The organism is Taklimakanibacter deserti (assembly GCA_003574785.1).
Window position 1 is genome coordinate 268,878 of the sequence record QORU01000009.1, and the last position, 15,000, is coordinate 283,877.

Consider the following 15,000-nt stretch of genomic DNA (forward strand, 5'->3'; position numbering starts at 1 on the left):
GGACCTTTCGGAAGCGGGATTTTCACCCCTTAAATGGCGGATCGGGCAAGTGATTGCAACCGGGCGGGATTTTGCGGTCAGGCGCCCGCAAATTCAGGGATTATCAGGGATTATCAGGGATTTTTTGCAAAAAGTGCCGGCCTCAGCAAAATCAAGGGCTTAGCGTTCCGAGCAGGGAATTCCGCTTGAGCGAGCAGGGAATTATCCGGCCGGGTAGGACGCCGAGGCGCTCGAGATGCATAGGCCCATGCTGAGATTCTCCAAATCTCACGGTCTGGCCCGCGATAGCAAGAGCGAATCCTCAGGCCAGGACCTCGAACTGCCTGAGGATCCAGAACAGCTGGTAGATGAGCCCGACGGTGACGAAGGCGGCCTGATAGCGCCGGCTCGGCACGAACATGGCGATGATCGAGCACAAGGCGAAGGCGGCCTGGCGCAGGGGATATTCGATGCCGAAGGAGCGGAAATAGTCAGCCCCCTTGATCCAGGTGTCGATGAGGTCGAGCACGAAGATGAGCGCCAGGAAGCCATAGAACCATTGGCGGCGCGACTGGAAATAGTCCTCGAACCCTTTGTACTCGTCCATGCGGTCGGGAAACAGAAGGGCGGCGAGGACCGCGAAGATCGCGGCATAGAAGATCAGGAAGAGATAGATCTCGAAGGTCCAGTGGCTGAGCGAGGCCAGTCCGAACTCGAACCACCAGAAATGGGTGATGGCGAGAAGCAGGAACAGGACCCAGCCCAAATGGATCGGGTAGATCTGCTCGCGCTGGGGATGCTGCACGAAACGCGTCAAGCCTGAGACGAGACGCGTCAGGCTCAAGCCCAGGACGATGCCGAGGATGATGCGGATGTGGATGAACGCATCATGAGGAATAGGTGCGGCTTCCATGATGCGCCGATCATCGCCAGGCGAGCGGAAAGCGCAAGTCGGAATGATTCAATCGGCAAGCGCCACGATGCGGGGCTCATGCCCGCAGGAGCGGATGAAGGTCAAGAGATCGGCCGCGGCGATGGTCGTCGTAGCGTCATTGCTGAGCGGGTGATAGTTGAGAAGGGGCTCCTGCATCATGCGCTCCTCGAGGATGACGGTGACGCGGTTCTCGGTGTCGTTGATCAGGCCGAAGGGGGTGACGGAGCCGGGCTCGACCCCCAAGAGCTCCATGAGGAGCGGCGGCTTGCCGAAGGACAGCCGGCGCGAGCCGATCCTGGCCGGGGCCGCTTTGAGGTCGATCTTCGAATCCTCCAGGCAGACGATCAGCCAGACGACGCCCTTCTCGTCCTTGAGGAAGAGGTTCTTGCAATGGCCGCCCGGGATCTGGCCGCGCAGCTCCCTTGCTTCCTCGACCGTGAAGACGGGTGGGTGCTCGCGGGTCTGGGTCTTTATACCCAGCTGCGAGAATCGGGCCATGAGATCGGCGCGGCTGGAAGGCATTTTCACCATCTGAAGGAAGGGTTTACCGGAAAAGCGAGGTTCCTATTGCATTTGTGCCGGGCTTAAGCAATAAGACCGGCGCGCCGGAACTCAACCGGCGCCTTACCTAATGCGGGCGTAGCTCAGGGGTAGAGCACAACCTTGCCAAGGTTGGGGTCGAGGGTTCGAATCCCTTCGCCCGCTCCAAATTTATACATGAAATCAATGCCGTATGAAGGTCCCATGGCGGAGGGGCCCTATTTGATTTTGGCTGGGGAAGCAAAGCGAAGAAATTGCAGGAAGTCGATGGCGGACTTTGCCCGAAATATTGGGGCCGAAGGACAGCGTCCCTCGCCTAGGTCCACGTGATGGACCTTTCGTCCTTTGCGACGAACGGCATACGCAATGACCTTGTCTCGTACCCACCGCATCGGCTTTTGCGCCGCTTCAGGAACGACCTGCCATACTCGGCGCCAATACGTCATCGTCCGAAGCCACGCCGTCTGAAAGAACCGCAAGACTCGCATGCATCGAGAGAGCTGTTCGTCGAGCATTCAATAACTACTGCATTAACTTCACTATCAAAGTCGAGTTAATTGTAACCCGTGAATTGGCGTGCCTAACTACAACGCTTGATGATCAAGACGAGTGAAATGTGGGGCAGGCGATGAAGATGAATGGTTCCGAGCTTATTGCGTCCATCTTAAGCAAGGAAGGTGTGGCGATCATGCCCGCCTTTCCCTACAGCGATCTTATTGAAGCAGGAACCAAGTTTGGAATCAGACCGATCATTGTACGGCAAGAACGTCATGCACTGCATATTGCCGACGGTTATGCGCGAACGACGGCCGGATGCAAGATTTGCTGCACGGCGGTCCAACATGGCCCAGGTTCGGAGAATTCGGTTGGAGCCATCGCGCAATGTTATGCAGATAACGTACCCGTGCTGCATATCCCCGGCGGGTATGCTCGAGAAAGCCAAGGCGTAGCGCCCAACTTCAGCGCTGCTCGCAACATGCAGTTTCTAAACAAATGGTGCGAGGTGGTTCCGGTTTCGGGGCGTATCCCGCAAATGCTGCAGCATGCCTTCGCATTGCTCCGAAATGGCAGGCCCGGGCCGGTGACGTTGGAGGTGCCCATCGACATTATGACCGAAGAGGTCGATCCCAGCTTGGCGGCAGCATATAAGGTGCAGCGCCGCTCGACACCGATTGCCGATCCAAAGGACATTGCGGATCTGGCCAATGCCATTCTGCGCGCCCGTGCTCCGGTTATCGTGGCGGGTCAAGGCATCCTCTATGCCGAGGCTTGCCGCGAACTGCTGGAGTTGGCCGAGCTCACACAAATCCCGGTCATGTCGACATTGAATGGAAAGAGTTGCTTTCCAGAGAACCATCCGCTGGCGCTTGGCTGTGCAGGGTATTCGCGTCCTGATCAGGTCATCCATTTTCTAGATAAGGCGGATCTGATCATTGGGCTGGGAACGAGCTTTACGCGATCGGACTACATCACACCCTTCCCGACCGAAGGCAGAATATTTGCACAGCTCACCAACTGGGAAGGCGATATCTCCAAAGACTACCCGGTCGACCTCGGGGTCATCGGAGACGCGAAACTCTCGCTTGCCGCAGTCATAGAGGTGATAAAGGGCCGTATCGGACCAGACGGGCGCAAAGCTGAAAACGCAATTGCAGGCGAGGTCGCCGCTGTCAAATCCGCGTTCATGGCCAAGTGGATGCCGCATTTGACCTCTGAGGAAGAACCGATTTCGCCATATCGGGTCGTCTGGGATCTCATGCACACCGTGGATCGCCGCAAAACCGTCGTGACTCATGATGCGGGTACGCCGCGTGATCAGGTGACGGCCTTCTACGAAACCATTGTTCCTCATGGTTATATGGGCTGGGGTAAAACCACACAGTTGGGAATGGGACTCGGCCTGATGCACGGCGCGAGGTTGGCGCGCCCGGATTGGAATTGCATCAATATCATGGGAGACGCGGCGTTTGGCATGACTGGGATGGACTTTGAAACCGGGGTGCGCAACCAGATCGGCGTAACCACGATCGTCCTTAAGAACTCCGTCATGGGCGGCTACACGAGACATCATCCTGAAGCGGCCAAGAAGTATTCAATCGAGAAGTTAGGTGGAAATTATGCGGCGATGGCGACCGCTATGGGCGGACACGGCGAGAGCGTGGATAAGCCTGCCGATATCAAGCCGGCGCTAAGACGGGCTTTGGCGCAAAATGCCAAGGGTATGCCAGCACTCATCGAAATCATCACGCGCGAGGAGGTGCGCATACCGAATCTTCTTCCGAAGATGTAACGGCCGGCGCCTGATGCCATTCCAACACCAGAATGAATGTTGACCAAAAGTATCCAACTGTCGCGTCGATGGAGGTGGCGGCGAAACGCCGCGTGCCGCGATTTGCCTTCGAGTATATGGTTGGGGGGATTGGCGCAGAGCTTGGCTTGAGACGCAACCGCCAGGCCCTCGATGCCGTGAGGTTTCTCCCGAGATACCTTACGAGTTGCAAGCCCAATCTTGCCTGTACACTTTTGGATCGAACCTACGACCTTCCCATTGGTGTCTCGCCGATGGGTTTGAGCGGGATGATTTGGCCGGGATCTGCCGAACTCCTTGCCGTCACGGCGCAAAGCCACAAGATTCCCTTCGCCCTAAGCATGTTTGCGACCACTCGCTTGGAGCGCATTGCCCAGCTCGCGCCGCAATATGCCTGGTTTCAGCTCAATGTCCCCAATGACGCGGCGATCGAGGAGGATCTTATCGCTCGGGCGCAGCGCTCGGGATACGAAACCCTTGTTGTCACGATTGATGTGCCAACCGCGACGCGACGCGAGCACGATATTAGAAACGGTCTATCAATTCCACCACGCTTTGACGTCAGAACGCTCCTTCAAATTCTGCAGCGCCCGGCATGGGCGATTCACACGCTTCAAACGGGAGTTCCCGAGTTTGAAAATCTGAAACCCTATCTGCCCGGAAAGTTGAACCTGGTTGAGCTTGGCGAGTTCGTGGCGAGGATCATGGAGGGCCATGTCTCAGTGGAGCGGTTGAAAAGAATCCGTGATCGGTGGCGTGGGAAGCTTGTCGCCAAGGGCGTGCTCGATCCGGCCGACGCCGTGGCGTGCAAAGGGATCGGGGTTGATGCCATCGTCGTTTCAAACCATGGCGGGAGGCAGCTCGACGCGGCGCCGGCCGCGATCGAAGTCCTGGCCGAGGTGAAACGTGCCATCGGCGCGAATATGCCTGTCCTGGTCGACGGTGGAATCAGGTCCGGCCTAGACATTGCCCGGGCGCTGGCATGTGGGGCGGATTTCGTCCTTCTGGGCCGCGCCTTCATGTTCGGTGTCGCCGCTCTTGGCCGAACGGGAGGCGACCACGTCATCTCCGTGCTGCGAGAAGAATTACGTTCGACAATGGGGCAAATCGGGTGCGAGAAACTTACGGACCTGCCAAGCTTCGTCTGGAAAGAAAATCCGTGATAGCGTCCAATAGTCGTTGAGGCGGGAGCACCCTGATGGGTACGTCGTCAATCTCCACCGACTGCAGCAACCGGCAACGGCTTTAAATTTCGCCAGGGGACGGGCTTGAGTGAATCTCGCAGCCAGTCCAGAAAACGCTTCGCCCGCGCGGACCGGCCATGGCGGCTTTCTGAGAGTGCGTAGATATCGGCCGGCGGCAAGCGCCAACGCTCCATCAGACGGACCAATCGGCCAGCCGCCAGATCTTCGGCGACATCCCACTCCGATCGAACCATCAGCCCGAGACCTGCCAGCGCCCAGGTGCGGATGACATCGCCATCATTGCTCGATAGGGCGCTTTCGATTCTGACCTGGACAGGGGTGCGGCTCCCATCCTGCAAGAACTTCAACTTGGTGGCGTCCTCCATATTCTCCCGCAGAACGATGCAATCGTGGTGTCGGAGATCTTCAGGGTTTTCCGGTGTTCCACGCTTTGCCAAATACTCGGGCGCAGCACAGAGAAACCGATCATTTGGCGCCAAACGCCTCGCCTGCAGGGAAGAATTGCGCAGCTGGCCGATATGGATCACCAGGTCGCAGGCGGAATCCTGTTCATGACCCGGCCTGTCCGATAGTTTGAGACTGATGTTCAAGTCAGGAAAAGAGCCACGAAAACGGCCGACAAGCGGTGCGACATAGCGCCTGCCAAAGCCGAATGGTGCCACGATACCAAGATGCCCCGAAACAGTACCCCGGCGCGCCGCCAGGGTATCCGTCAAGCGCCCGAGTTCGTCGAGGATTTCGCGCCCTCGTTCGACGAGGGCGCTGCCCTCGTCGGTCAGTATCATCCGGCGCCGGGTTCGGTCGAGCAATCGGACACCCAACCTCTCCTCCATCAGCCGTAAGCGCTGGCTGATGGCCGGCGGGGTCACGTCAAGCGACCGTGCGGCCGCCGATAGCGAAGACGATGTGGCCAAAACCACAAAAAAGCGAATATCCTCTGTAGAAACCATTGTCTCCAGGGGCCCCAGCCGGTTTTCTGTGCAAAGACAGAGACAGGATGCAAATGTGTGCAATGCCAAACGGATAAGCACAAGCCATCTGATAACTTAAGATGGATATTAATCTAAGAATCACTTCTCGTCTATTGCCTCAGGCTAACCGTAGTGTTCACCTGTCGTCCGGGTGAATGAAAAATAATGCCTAAGAGACGGGAGGTTAACATGCTCGCCTGGACTAGAAGAACGATATGCACGCTATTGGTAGCCATTGTCTCGATGGTGGCGGTTGGGACCTTGGCAATGGCCGAAACCACGCTCGAACGCGGAAAGAGGGAAGGCAAGCTCCGCATTGGATTCAACAGCGAAAAACCATTTGCCTATATAGACGAGAATGGCAAGCCAACAGGGCTTGCCATTGAGAACGCGCGCGCAATCCTGACGAAGATCGGAATAGCCAATATCGAGGCAGTTGACATGGCCTGGGATAGCCTGATCCCGGCCTTGCAAGCCAACCAGATCGACATCATCGCCACAGGAATGGCTGTGCGGCCAAAACGGTGCGAGGTTGTGATATTCGACGAACCGTCGGTCGGCATTGGCAGCGCTATGATGGTCAAGGCAGGCAATCCGAAAAACATCCACAGTTACGATGATGCAGTGAAGAGTGCCGACGCGCGGATTGGCGTAATCCAGGGCGCAGAGGAAGGCAATTGGCTGAAGGCACTCGGCATGCCAGAGGCCCGTTTGGTCAATTTCCCCGATCCGGCCGCGATGCTTGCCGGACTGAAAGCGGATCGGATCGATGCGTTCGCGTTGGCGCCGGTCACCGTTCAAGCCATGCTTAACGAGTTGGGGCCCAGCGGGGGCGTCGAGCGCGCGCTTCCGTTTGGCGATGTCGTCATCGAGGGGGCATTGATGAAATTCTATCAAGGTGAAGTATTCCGCAAGGAGGACACCGATCTGCGCGATGCATTCAACACGCAGCTCGCCACCTTCCGCGGCAGCCCCGAACAGGCGGCCCTCTATGCTCCCTTCGGCATCACCAGTGCCGAGAATCCGCCTACGCCACCAAAGACAGCCCAAGAACTCTGCGAAGGGAAGTGAGACTATATCGTCGCATGCTTCGGTTCTCGATTGAGCTTCATTGTGAACCTGCCTCCAATCTTTGATTATCTCGGACCTCTGAGCGTAGGATTGGTCCGAACCATTGAAGTGGGGGCAGGTGCAATCTTGCTGTCATTTATCCTCGCCTTTATCGCTGGTATCGGGCGCCTTGCGCGGTGGCGCATCATTCGATGGAGCTCGCGTGTCTATGTCGAGTTCTTCCGCGGCACCTCAATCTTGGTGCAGTTGTTCTGGCTCTATTTTGTGCTTCCGAAGTTGGGACTCCAGATACCGCCGATTGCCGCCGGCATCCTCGCTCTTGGATTGAATGGCGGTGCGTACGGCTCCGAGATCGTCAGGGGTGCCCTGCAGAGCTTTCCGAAAGGTCAGTGGGAAGCGGCGACGGCACTCAATCTATCGGCCGTGTCAACAATGTTCGACGTGGTTTTGCCGCAGGCCATTCGAACCATGCTGCCGCCCTTCAGCAATCTGTCAATTGAAGTTCTGAAGGGGACGGCGCTGGTCTCGCTGATCTCGGTCACAGACCTCACCTATGCCGGTTATCAGATATACAGTCGTACATACCGTCCACTGGAAATATTCAGTCTCACACTATTGATGTATCTGGGATTGGCGATCTGCCTGACCTCGGTCTTTCGCGCCCTTGAGCGATGGGCCGCGAGGGGCATCGATCGGCGGACTATGCCATGAGTTTCTGGGACACGGATTTCGCCATATCCATAATTCCCCAGATCCTGGGGGGCGCACGAGTTACCATTGCGGCGACCTTCGGCGGGTTCGCGGCGGCCATGGTTATCGGCCTCATCTTCGCCTGCCGGCCACGTCGCGGAGTAATTGCGTGGGCTGTCATCGGCTTTGTCGAGTCGATTCGTTCCACGCCCCTCCTCGTGCAGATCTTCTTCCTGTACTACGTGCTTCCGAACTGGGGCATCGTGATGAGCGCCTGGCTGACTGGAGTCCTGGCCCTGGGGCTGCACTATGGATGCTACATATCGGAGGTTTTTCGCGCTGGATTCGAATCAGTGCCGCAGGGACAGCGTGAGGCCTCCGTCGCTCTCAATCTTGGGCGCTACCACACATTTCGCGACATCGTGCTGCCACAGGCTTTGCTTCCGATCGTGCCGGCACTCGGCAACTACCTGATCGGAATGTTCAAGGAGACACCCATCCTGTTCGTCATCTCGGTACATGAGATGCTCTCGGTTGCAAAATTGATCGGCTCGGAAACATTCCGATACACCGAGCCTTACACAATCGTCGGCGCAATCTTCCTCGTGCTGAGCTTGAGCGCCGCGGCGCTCGTGCAGCAGGTCGAACGCTGGCTGGGAAGATGGACACGATGACGCAATCGCAGCCAACCCACCCGATGGTTCGATTCCATCGCGTAGTCAAGGATTTTGGTCCAACACGGGTCCTGAACGAGCTTTCGCTGGACGTCGCACATGGAGAGAAAGTTGTCTTCATCGGACCAAGCGGATCCGGCAAATCCACGCTGCTTCGAATCCTGATGACCTTGGAAGGAATCGATAGCGGGTCGGTTGATATCGACGGTCAGCCGGTATGGCACCGCTTGGTCGACGGTCAACGACGCCCGGCGAACCAAGCGCATCTGCGCAAGATCCGCGAAAAGATTGGAATGGTCTTCCAGATGTTCAATCTGTTTCCGCACATGACGGCCCTGGAGAACGTTTCGTTGGCGCCGCGTCGAGTGCTTGGCCTGTCGCGGCAGGAAGCGGAAGCGCGAGCCGCCGAGCTGCTAAGGAAGGTGGGCTTATCAGACAAAATGGCCAGCTATCCCGCCCGCCTCTCCGGCGGCCAACAGCAGCGGGTAGCGATAGCGCGTGCCCTGGCGATGCGACCGCGGCTGATGCTGTTCGACGAAGTAACCTCCGCCCTCGATCCGGAACTTGTCGGTGAGGTTCTTCAGGTGATCCGTGAACTCGCGCACGAGCATGACCTGACTATGATCCTGGTCACCCACGAAATGGGGTTTGCGCGCGAGATCGCCGATCGCGTCTGCTTCTTTGAGGGTGGCCGCATCGTCGAGCAGGGACCACCTGATCTCATACTGGGAAGGCCGGTCGAGCAACGAACCCGCGCGTTCTTGAATGCGGTTCTGAATGCGGAAGCAAAACCTGATCTTGAATTAACGGGAAAGGTCCAGGGAAGGTAAGATGGCAACGCCGACAACACGACCGCGCGCCGGGCACAACCGGCTGCAGGAATATCGGATGGATCTTGCAGCGGCGATCCGCCTGGCTGTGCGTTTCGGATATCACGAAGGGATCTGCAACCATTTCAGCCTCATGGTGCCCGGTGACGAGCACCGTTTTCTGGTCAATCCGTATGGACTGCATTGGAGCGAGATCCGCGCGAGCGATTTGGTGTTGGTAAACGAAAGAGGCGAGAAGCTCGAAGGCGACGGCGAGGTTGAGGAGAGCGCATTCTGGATCCATTCACGTATCCATATCGCGCATCCGGCCGGCGCAGCCGTGCTGCACAGTCATATGCCTTACGCCACAGCTCTCACGTGGCTTGAGGATATGACCCTGGAGATGGCCGGCCAGAATGCCATCTTTTTCCACGGGCGGATTGCCTACGATCCGGTTTATGGCGGTCTCGTCAAGGGTGTCGAGGAAGGTGATCGCATTGCCGGCGCGATGGGCGACAAGCGTGTTTTGTTCATGGCCAATCACGGTGTCACCGTTGTCGGTCCGACAATCGCTGAGGCATTCAACGATCTCTATTATCTTGAGCGCGCTTGCCAGACCCAGGTGCTGGCGATGTCAACAGGTCGCAAGCTGAGGGTCCTGCCGGCGGAAGCGGCTTCCGAGACACGGCGCCAGATGGCCGCCGATGCATATCAGATTGATCTGCATTTTGCAGCGTTGAAGAGGCGCCTCGATGCCGAGGAACCAGACTATCGGGACTGAGCCGGTCACGGCGGAGTGACCACCAGAGGTGGAGGAAACATTCGATGGATCGACAGGCAAGCTTCAAGACCATGGCGGAGGCGACCGCCGAGGATTTCGCCATCATCGCCGGTTACGATAGAGAGCACATCGCCGGCGTTCCAGATCGCGTGTTGCGAACCTTGGAGAGCATGGCGGGTCAGACGTTCGGCTTCCCGGTGAACCGGCTGGTTCACTCCTTGCAGACGGCGACGCGCGCGCATGTCGCCGGTGAAAGCGAGGAGATGGTCGTGGCAGCCCTGCTGCACGATATCGGTGATGACCTGGCGCCGGAGAATCATGGCAATTTCGCAGCCGACATCCTTCGCCCATACGTGACGGAGCGAACGCGATGGATCGTCGCCCATCACGATCTCTTTCAAGGCATCTATTTCTTTCAGTACTACGGCCGTGATCCGAACGAGCGGGAACGGTATCGAGGCCATCCTTACTTCGAAGCTTGCGTGGAGTTTTGTGCGCGCTATGATCAAGCGGCGTTCGATCCGGATTTTCAACACATGCCTCTGGAGGCGTTCAAACCCGCGGTGTATCGGGTCCTGGGCCGAGTGCCGTACACCGTTTCGATGCGTGCGCCCGACTAGAGGTCAGTGTTTGGCTCAGCTGCCACTCTTCAAGGTCGCCACCAATCCGCGCAGACTCGCCAGTATGGATAGCGGAGTTAAGCGGCTGCTGCGTGGGTTTGCAGGGGAGGGGAGGCCCTCGATGGTCATGGTAAAGCGCGCGGCGTCCGAATCCACACTGACCGTGTGCACATTCCGCTGCAAATCCGGAACGGCCCAGAATTTTACCTGAGTCCTCTCGGGACCGATACCTGCCAGGGCCAAGGCTGCTGCGATGTTTGCGTTCGCCGGAAACCATGCGGCGGCTTCACGTGCACTGCCATCGAAAATGCAGGTCGGCTCAGTCATGGCGCCGAGATCGATAGTCCGCGACACAACCCATGGAGTTCCTTGATAGCTCCTCGGGTGTTTCCGGGTTTCAAGAGTGACGGTGTGTATACCGCCTTCGGCCGCGGCCCGCACGGCGTCCAGTCCGAGCAATGCCCCGGTTGGCGGAAGAATTCGGGCCCCTGTGAGTTTGGCACGTTCGATCAGGTCCATTCGTCGAAGCAGCGCCCCTACGGACGCCGGAATGAAAATCCGGCCTTCATCGATCGCAGGTTCAGCGACATCGGAGAAAACCTCCGCTGGCGCTGCTTCCACGACGATATCGGCCAGAGCCAGATCGGGTAATGAAACCACGGCGGGCTTGCAATTCAGAGTAGCCGCCCGAGTTCTTGCAGACTCCTGGTCACGTGCCGCGACAGCTATCAGCTTTAGGCCTTCTATGCCTCTATCAAGCCCACGCGCCACCTCCATCCCTATTGCTCCGAGGCCACAGATCGCAACGGTGGCGGTCATGCTCAGAGTTGGAAGAGGCGGCCCAGGCGAGGCAGCTTGATTTGATATCCGGCAAGTTTTACGGCGTGCCAGAGCATGGCCTGATGCGCTGTCACAACCGGCTTCCCCAGTCGCTGCTCAAGGGCTTCGATGGCGCTGGAGGCACGCAGACCGGTGCAGGGCAGGAAAACCGCCTGAGAGCGCGGATCATCCAGCGCAGCGGCCGATTCAATGATCGATTGCGGCGAAATACGAGCCATCTCGTAGTCGATATCGAAATGAAATGACCCCATCGATACCACCTCCACGCCGTTCCTTGCCAGATGATCGCGCATGAACAAGGTCACTTCGTCCGGGTATGGTGTAAGCATGGCGATACGTGTCACATTGAGCGTCTTGAAAGCCTCAAGCGCCCCCGGCATTGGCGCGGTGATGGGCGCCTGTGAACCTGCATTGCGCACCCCTTGGGTGAGTGCTTCGTGCGAATTTACGGCCGACCCGGAGGTGCATGCATAGGCGTATACGTTCGCGGTTTCAGCAGGATCAAACAACCGCACCGCATTGCCAATTTCGGCAACATGGTCTCGCAGGATCGCTACTGTCAGCGGATTGTGTGTCTTGATCCGAGTGGCGGAGATCACGATCTTTTCGGCCGGCGCCATTTGACGGAGTTCGTACTCTGTTATGCAGTCGGTGGACAAGGTGATGAGCCCGATCACCGGCTTGCCGGCAAAGCCGCCATCCATTCTCGCATCGAAATGGAGCACGGAATTGTGGATCTCGTTTTTCGCCTGCTGAATAGACATGACTTGCCTCGGTGTGTTTTGATGTTAGTCGACGACCATGATTTCGCGAGGGACACGGGCTAAGCACTCGTGGCCCGTATTCGTAATTGCGATGCTTTCGGTGATCTGGAAACCCCAATCGCCAAAATGCAGTCCAGGCATGAAGTGGATGGTCATACCGGGACGCAGTTCGGTGCGATCGTCGCGGCGCAGACTGAGGGTATGCTCACCCCAGTCAGGTGGATAGGCAAGGCCTATCGAGTAGCCGGTACGGCTGTCTTTCTTGAGACCGTAGCGCTCGATCGTAGTGTAAAACGCCACCGCAATGTCCTCGCAAGTATTGCCTGGTTTGGCTTTGTCCAGTCCTTGCTCCAAGCCCTCACGCACTGCCTTCTCGGTCTCGCGAAATTTCGCGTCGGGTTTTCCAATGTAGAACGTGCGCGACATCGGGCAGTGGTAGCGACGGTGCGCACCTGAGAGCTCGAGGAAGATGCCTTCGTTCGCTCGCAACGGTTCATCTGTCCAAGTAAGATGAGGCGCGGCAGCGTCGGGCCCGGCGCCGATAAGCGGCACAATGGCCGTATAATCGCCCCAGTCGTCACCTTTGCCCCTGATTTCGGCATCGTAGATCTCGGCAACCAGGTCGCACTGCCGCAGACCAGGCCGCATGACGGAGCGCACACGCTCAAATACGCCTTCGACGACACGGGCAGCACTGCGCATATAGTCAATTTCCGCCGATGATTTGACGACCCTCAGCCAATTGACCAGATATGTGGCATCCTTCAGCGCGCTACGTTGTAGATGTTTCTGCAATGATAGATACGCGGCAGCGGTGAAATAGTAGTTGTCCAATTCCACGCCGATCTTCTGATGGGAAAACCCGCGCTGCCGAATGATCTCCGCAAGAAAATCCATAGGGTGTCGTTGGGTTGATTGGACGTAGTGGTCCTCGTAACCCACCACCCGATCGTGGGGGAGGTAGGTGCGCCGGTACGCTCCCTGCACGTCCTGCATGCGGCCATACCAAAGGGGATCCTCGCCCAGCGGCACCAATACGCACTGGTGAACGTAGAATGACCATCCGTCGTAGCCGGTAAGCCAAGCCATATTGGCAGGATCCGTTACCACCAACAAGTCTATCTCATTCTTCTGCATCGATGCCCAAGTTGCCTCCAGGCGGCCGCGATATTCGGTGCGTGAGAATGCGAGCTTGGGTTGGGCCGGAATCATTCAGCATCTCCTGCGTCGAGTTGGGGACAGCTCAGGTTGATCATATTGGCCGACCAACATCGCGGCATGGCTCTTTCCTGTCCGCCATAGTGTCACAGTCCGCCCATGCAGACATATTTCAACTCAAGGAACTCCTCGATGCCGTATTTCGAACCCTCGCGGCCATAGCCGGATTGCTTAACTCCGCCAAACGGCGCTACGGCCGACGACATCATCCCAACATTGATGCCAACCATGCCGGCCTCAAGCCGTTCGGCGACTCGCCAGGCTCGGCGCAGATCCTTCGTATAAAAGTAGGCCGCAAGACCATAGGGCGTCGTATTGGCGGCACGCACTACATCGTCCTCGTTCGCAAAGCTCTGTATGGTGGCGACTGGCCCGAAAATCTCTTCATGGACGATGGCCATGGAATTATCGACCTCGGTTATCAAAGTGGGCGCAAAAAAGCACTTGCCCGCGGGGTGAACGCCACCACCGAGCAGAACGCGTGCGCCTTTCCCAGTCGCATCACTTACCAGTCGCGTGAGTTTCGCCACGGCCGCATCATCAATCACAGGCCCGACAATGGCGTTCTCGTCAGTCGGCGGCCCTGTCCGCAGAAGCGCCATCCGCGCCTTGAAGCCGGAGACGAAGCGGTCCTTCAGACTCTCATGAATGTAGAATCTGTTCGCACCGACGCAGTTCTGGCCAATCACACGAAACTTTGCCTGCATTGCCCCTTCCACGGCGGCCTCGACGTCGCCGTCCTCGAAGAGGATGAACGGGGCATTGCCGCCAAGTTCCAGCGACAGCCGCTTCAGCGTGGGTGCGCATTCCCGTGCCAGGTTGCGCCCAACCTCGCTGGACCCTGTGAACGTTACAAGGCGAACGATCTCACTGTCCGTCAGAGTGCGCGCGATAGGGACAGGATCGCCGCAGGTAACAATATTGATCACGCCCTTCGGAAATCCAGCGCGCTCCGCCAAGACGGCGAGCGCCAACGCGGAGAGGGGCGTCTGTTCGGCGGGTTTGAGAACCACAGGGCAACCGGCGGCCAAAGCCGGCGAACACTTGCGTGCGACCATCGAGTGGGGCGCATTCCAAGGGGTGATCGCGGCGACCACGCCAATTGGTTCCTTCAAGACAATAAAGCGCCTGTCAGGCAGAGGCGAAGGGATGGTGTCGCCATAGACACGTCGGGCCTCTTCCGCAAACCACTGTGTAAAACTGGCGCCGTAGTCAATTTCGTTGCGCGCCTCCTGCATCGATCGACCGACTTCTGCCGAAAGAATCCGGGCAAGATCCTCGCGATTTCGCAAGATCTCATCCGTCCAACGACGCAGGCAGTTGGCGCGATCCTGGGCACTGGTCGCTCGCCAATTCTCGAATGCCCCTGCGGCAGCGCTGATGGCTCTTCGGGTTTCGCCTACGCCAAGATCGGCGACCTCGGCGATGATCCTGCCAGTTGCCGGATCCTCAACTTTGAAGCGTAACCCGCTATCTGCCGGCGTCCACGATCCATCGACATAAGAATCGCTTCGCCACAGAGAGGGATCGTCCAGGTTGATCGGCAAGTCAGACATTCCACTCCCTATTCGTCAATCCTGCTCAGGCCCCGCACCA

Annotated in this window: 15 protein-coding genes and 1 tRNA gene; 9 read left to right on the forward strand and 7 right to left on the reverse strand. The window is 57.9% G+C overall.

Annotation, left to right across the window (positions count from 1 at the left end; genetic code table 11):
* Positions 1–301: 301 nt before the first annotated feature.
* Both DS839_RS20495 and DS839_RS20500 read right to left on the reverse strand, forming a co-directional pair.
* A complete protein-coding gene (locus tag DS839_RS20495) occupies positions 302–892 on the reverse strand; it encodes a hypothetical protein (RefSeq protein WP_119272319.1) in 591 nt (196 codons plus the stop codon).
* 48 nt (positions 893–940) lie between these two features.
* The gene (locus DS839_RS20500; RefSeq protein WP_119272401.1) at positions 941–1,435 is read right to left on the reverse strand and encodes a prolyl-tRNA synthetase associated domain-containing protein; all 495 of its coding nucleotides are present in this window, start codon (positions 1,433–1,435) and stop codon (positions 941–943) included.
* A 111-nt stretch (positions 1,436–1,546) separates the two neighbouring features.
* On the opposite strand from DS839_RS20500, the gene DS839_RS20505 reads away from it, so the two are divergent.
* The 3 genes from DS839_RS20505 (at position 1,547) to DS839_RS20515 (ending at position 4,924) form a co-directional block, all read left to right on the forward strand.
* A tRNA-Gly gene (locus tag DS839_RS20505) sits at positions 1,547–1,621 on the forward strand.
* A 466-nt stretch (positions 1,622–2,087) separates the two neighbouring features.
* Positions 2,088–3,743 carry a thiamine pyrophosphate-requiring protein gene (locus DS839_RS20510; protein ID WP_162918691.1) on the forward strand — a complete coding sequence of 552 codons (1,656 nt, stop codon included), beginning with the start codon at positions 2,088–2,090 and terminating at the stop codon, positions 3,741–3,743.
* Between the two features lie 32 nt (positions 3,744–3,775).
* Complete coding sequence (locus DS839_RS20515) at positions 3,776–4,924, forward strand: alpha-hydroxy acid oxidase (protein ID WP_119272321.1); 1,149 nt, start codon at positions 3,776–3,778, stop codon at positions 4,922–4,924.
* Positions 4,925–4,971: 47 nt separating this feature from the next.
* Here the strand turns inward: DS839_RS20515 and DS839_RS20520 are convergent, their stop codons facing one another.
* Positions 4,972–5,916: a LysR substrate-binding domain-containing protein gene (locus DS839_RS20520; RefSeq protein ID WP_119272322.1), complete on the reverse strand. Its 945-nt coding sequence runs from the start codon at positions 5,914–5,916 to the stop codon at positions 4,972–4,974.
* A gap of 210 nt (positions 5,917–6,126) precedes the next feature.
* Between DS839_RS20520 and ehuB the strand changes: the two genes are divergently transcribed.
* Genes ehuB through DS839_RS20550 form a run of 6 tightly spaced genes read left to right on the forward strand, consistent with a single transcriptional unit; the run spans position 6,127 to position 10,582 of the window.
* A complete protein-coding gene (gene ehuB / locus DS839_RS20525) occupies positions 6,127–7,008 on the forward strand; it encodes an ectoine/hydroxyectoine ABC transporter substrate-binding protein EhuB (protein ID WP_162918692.1) in 882 nt (293 codons plus the stop codon).
* A 42-nt stretch (positions 7,009–7,050) separates the two neighbouring features.
* Positions 7,051–7,719 (forward strand): ectoine/hydroxyectoine ABC transporter permease subunit EhuC, encoded by a 669-nt coding sequence (ehuC, locus tag DS839_RS20530; protein WP_368911790.1) that lies wholly within the window; start codon positions 7,051–7,053, stop codon positions 7,717–7,719.
* Positions 7,716–8,372, forward strand: a complete 657-nt coding sequence (gene ehuD, locus DS839_RS20535; protein WP_119272324.1) for an ectoine/hydroxyectoine ABC transporter permease subunit EhuD — start codon at positions 7,716–7,718, stop codon at positions 8,370–8,372. The genes ehuC and ehuD overlap by 4 nt, the downstream gene beginning before the upstream one ends.
* Entirely contained in the window at positions 8,360–9,202 is an 843-nt protein-coding gene (gene ehuA / locus DS839_RS20540; RefSeq protein ID WP_119272325.1) for an ectoine/hydroxyectoine ABC transporter ATP-binding protein EhuA, read from the forward strand. The genes ehuD and ehuA overlap by 13 nt, the downstream gene beginning before the upstream one ends.
* Position 9,203: 1 nt before the next feature.
* Positions 9,204–9,962, forward strand: a complete 759-nt coding sequence (locus DS839_RS20545; protein ID WP_119272326.1) for an aldolase — start codon at positions 9,204–9,206, stop codon at positions 9,960–9,962.
* 44 nt (positions 9,963–10,006) lie between these two features.
* Positions 10,007–10,582 (forward strand): HD domain-containing protein, encoded by a 576-nt coding sequence (locus tag DS839_RS20550; protein WP_119272327.1) that lies wholly within the window; start codon positions 10,007–10,009, stop codon positions 10,580–10,582.
* Between the two features lie 15 nt (positions 10,583–10,597).
* Here the strand turns inward: DS839_RS20550 and DS839_RS20555 are convergent, their stop codons facing one another.
* From DS839_RS20555 to DS839_RS20570, 4 genes are all read right to left on the reverse strand, one after another.
* A complete protein-coding gene (locus DS839_RS20555) occupies positions 10,598–11,401 on the reverse strand; it encodes an aspartate dehydrogenase (RefSeq protein WP_119272328.1) in 804 nt (267 codons plus the stop codon).
* 2 nt (positions 11,402–11,403) lie between these two features.
* Positions 11,404–12,186: a maleate cis-trans isomerase family protein gene (locus DS839_RS20560; RefSeq protein ID WP_119272329.1), complete on the reverse strand. Its 783-nt coding sequence runs from the start codon at positions 12,184–12,186 to the stop codon at positions 11,404–11,406.
* A gap of 24 nt (positions 12,187–12,210) precedes the next feature.
* Positions 12,211–13,398: an ectoine hydrolase DoeA gene (doeA, locus tag DS839_RS20565; RefSeq protein WP_119272330.1), complete on the reverse strand. Its 1,188-nt coding sequence runs from the start codon at positions 13,396–13,398 to the stop codon at positions 12,211–12,213.
* A gap of 92 nt (positions 13,399–13,490) precedes the next feature.
* Positions 13,491–14,960 carry an NAD-dependent succinate-semialdehyde dehydrogenase gene (locus tag DS839_RS20570; protein ID WP_119272331.1) on the reverse strand — a complete coding sequence of 490 codons (1,470 nt, stop codon included), beginning with the start codon at positions 14,958–14,960 and terminating at the stop codon, positions 13,491–13,493.
* Positions 14,961–15,000 lie beyond the last annotated feature (40 nt).

Bases quoted from the DNA above. Each gene is read 5' to 3' on its own strand.
- DS839_RS20570 (WP_119272331.1), bottom strand. From the start codon at position 14,960: ATGTCTGACTTGCCGATCAACCTGGACGATCCCTCTCTGTGGCGAAGC.
- DS839_RS20515 (WP_119272321.1), top strand. From the start codon at position 3,776: ATGAATGTTGACCAAAAGTATCCAACTGTCGCGTCGATGGAGGTGGCG.
- DS839_RS20510 (WP_162918691.1), top strand. From the start codon at position 2,088: ATGAATGGTTCCGAGCTTATTGCGTCCATCTTAAGCAAGGAAGGTGTG.
- DS839_RS20550 (WP_119272327.1), top strand. From the start codon at position 10,007: ATGGATCGACAGGCAAGCTTCAAGACCATGGCGGAGGCGACCGCCGAG.
- DS839_RS20545 (WP_119272326.1), top strand. From the start codon at position 9,204: ATGGCAACGCCGACAACACGACCGCGCGCCGGGCACAACCGGCTGCAG.
- DS839_RS20520 (WP_119272322.1), bottom strand. From the start codon at position 5,916: ATGGTTTCTACAGAGGATATTCGCTTTTTTGTGGTTTTGGCCACATCG.
- DS839_RS20560 (WP_119272329.1), bottom strand. From the start codon at position 12,186: ATGTCTATTCAGCAGGCGAAAAACGAGATCCACAATTCCGTGCTCCAT.
- DS839_RS20495 (WP_119272319.1), bottom strand. From the start codon at position 892: ATGGAAGCCGCACCTATTCCTCATGATGCGTTCATCCACATCCGCATC.
- ehuB (WP_162918692.1), top strand. From the start codon at position 6,127: ATGCTCGCCTGGACTAGAAGAACGATATGCACGCTATTGGTAGCCATT.
- ehuA (WP_119272325.1), top strand. From the start codon at position 8,360: ATGGACACGATGACGCAATCGCAGCCAACCCACCCGATGGTTCGATTC.
- DS839_RS20555 (WP_119272328.1), bottom strand. From the start codon at position 11,401: ATGACCGCCACCGTTGCGATCTGTGGCCTCGGAGCAATAGGGATGGAG.
- ehuD (WP_119272324.1), top strand. From the start codon at position 7,716: ATGAGTTTCTGGGACACGGATTTCGCCATATCCATAATTCCCCAGATC.
- doeA (WP_119272330.1), bottom strand. From the start codon at position 13,398: ATGATTCCGGCCCAACCCAAGCTCGCATTCTCACGCACCGAATATCGC.
- DS839_RS20500 (WP_119272401.1), bottom strand. From the start codon at position 1,435: ATGCCTTCCAGCCGCGCCGATCTCATGGCCCGATTCTCGCAGCTGGGT.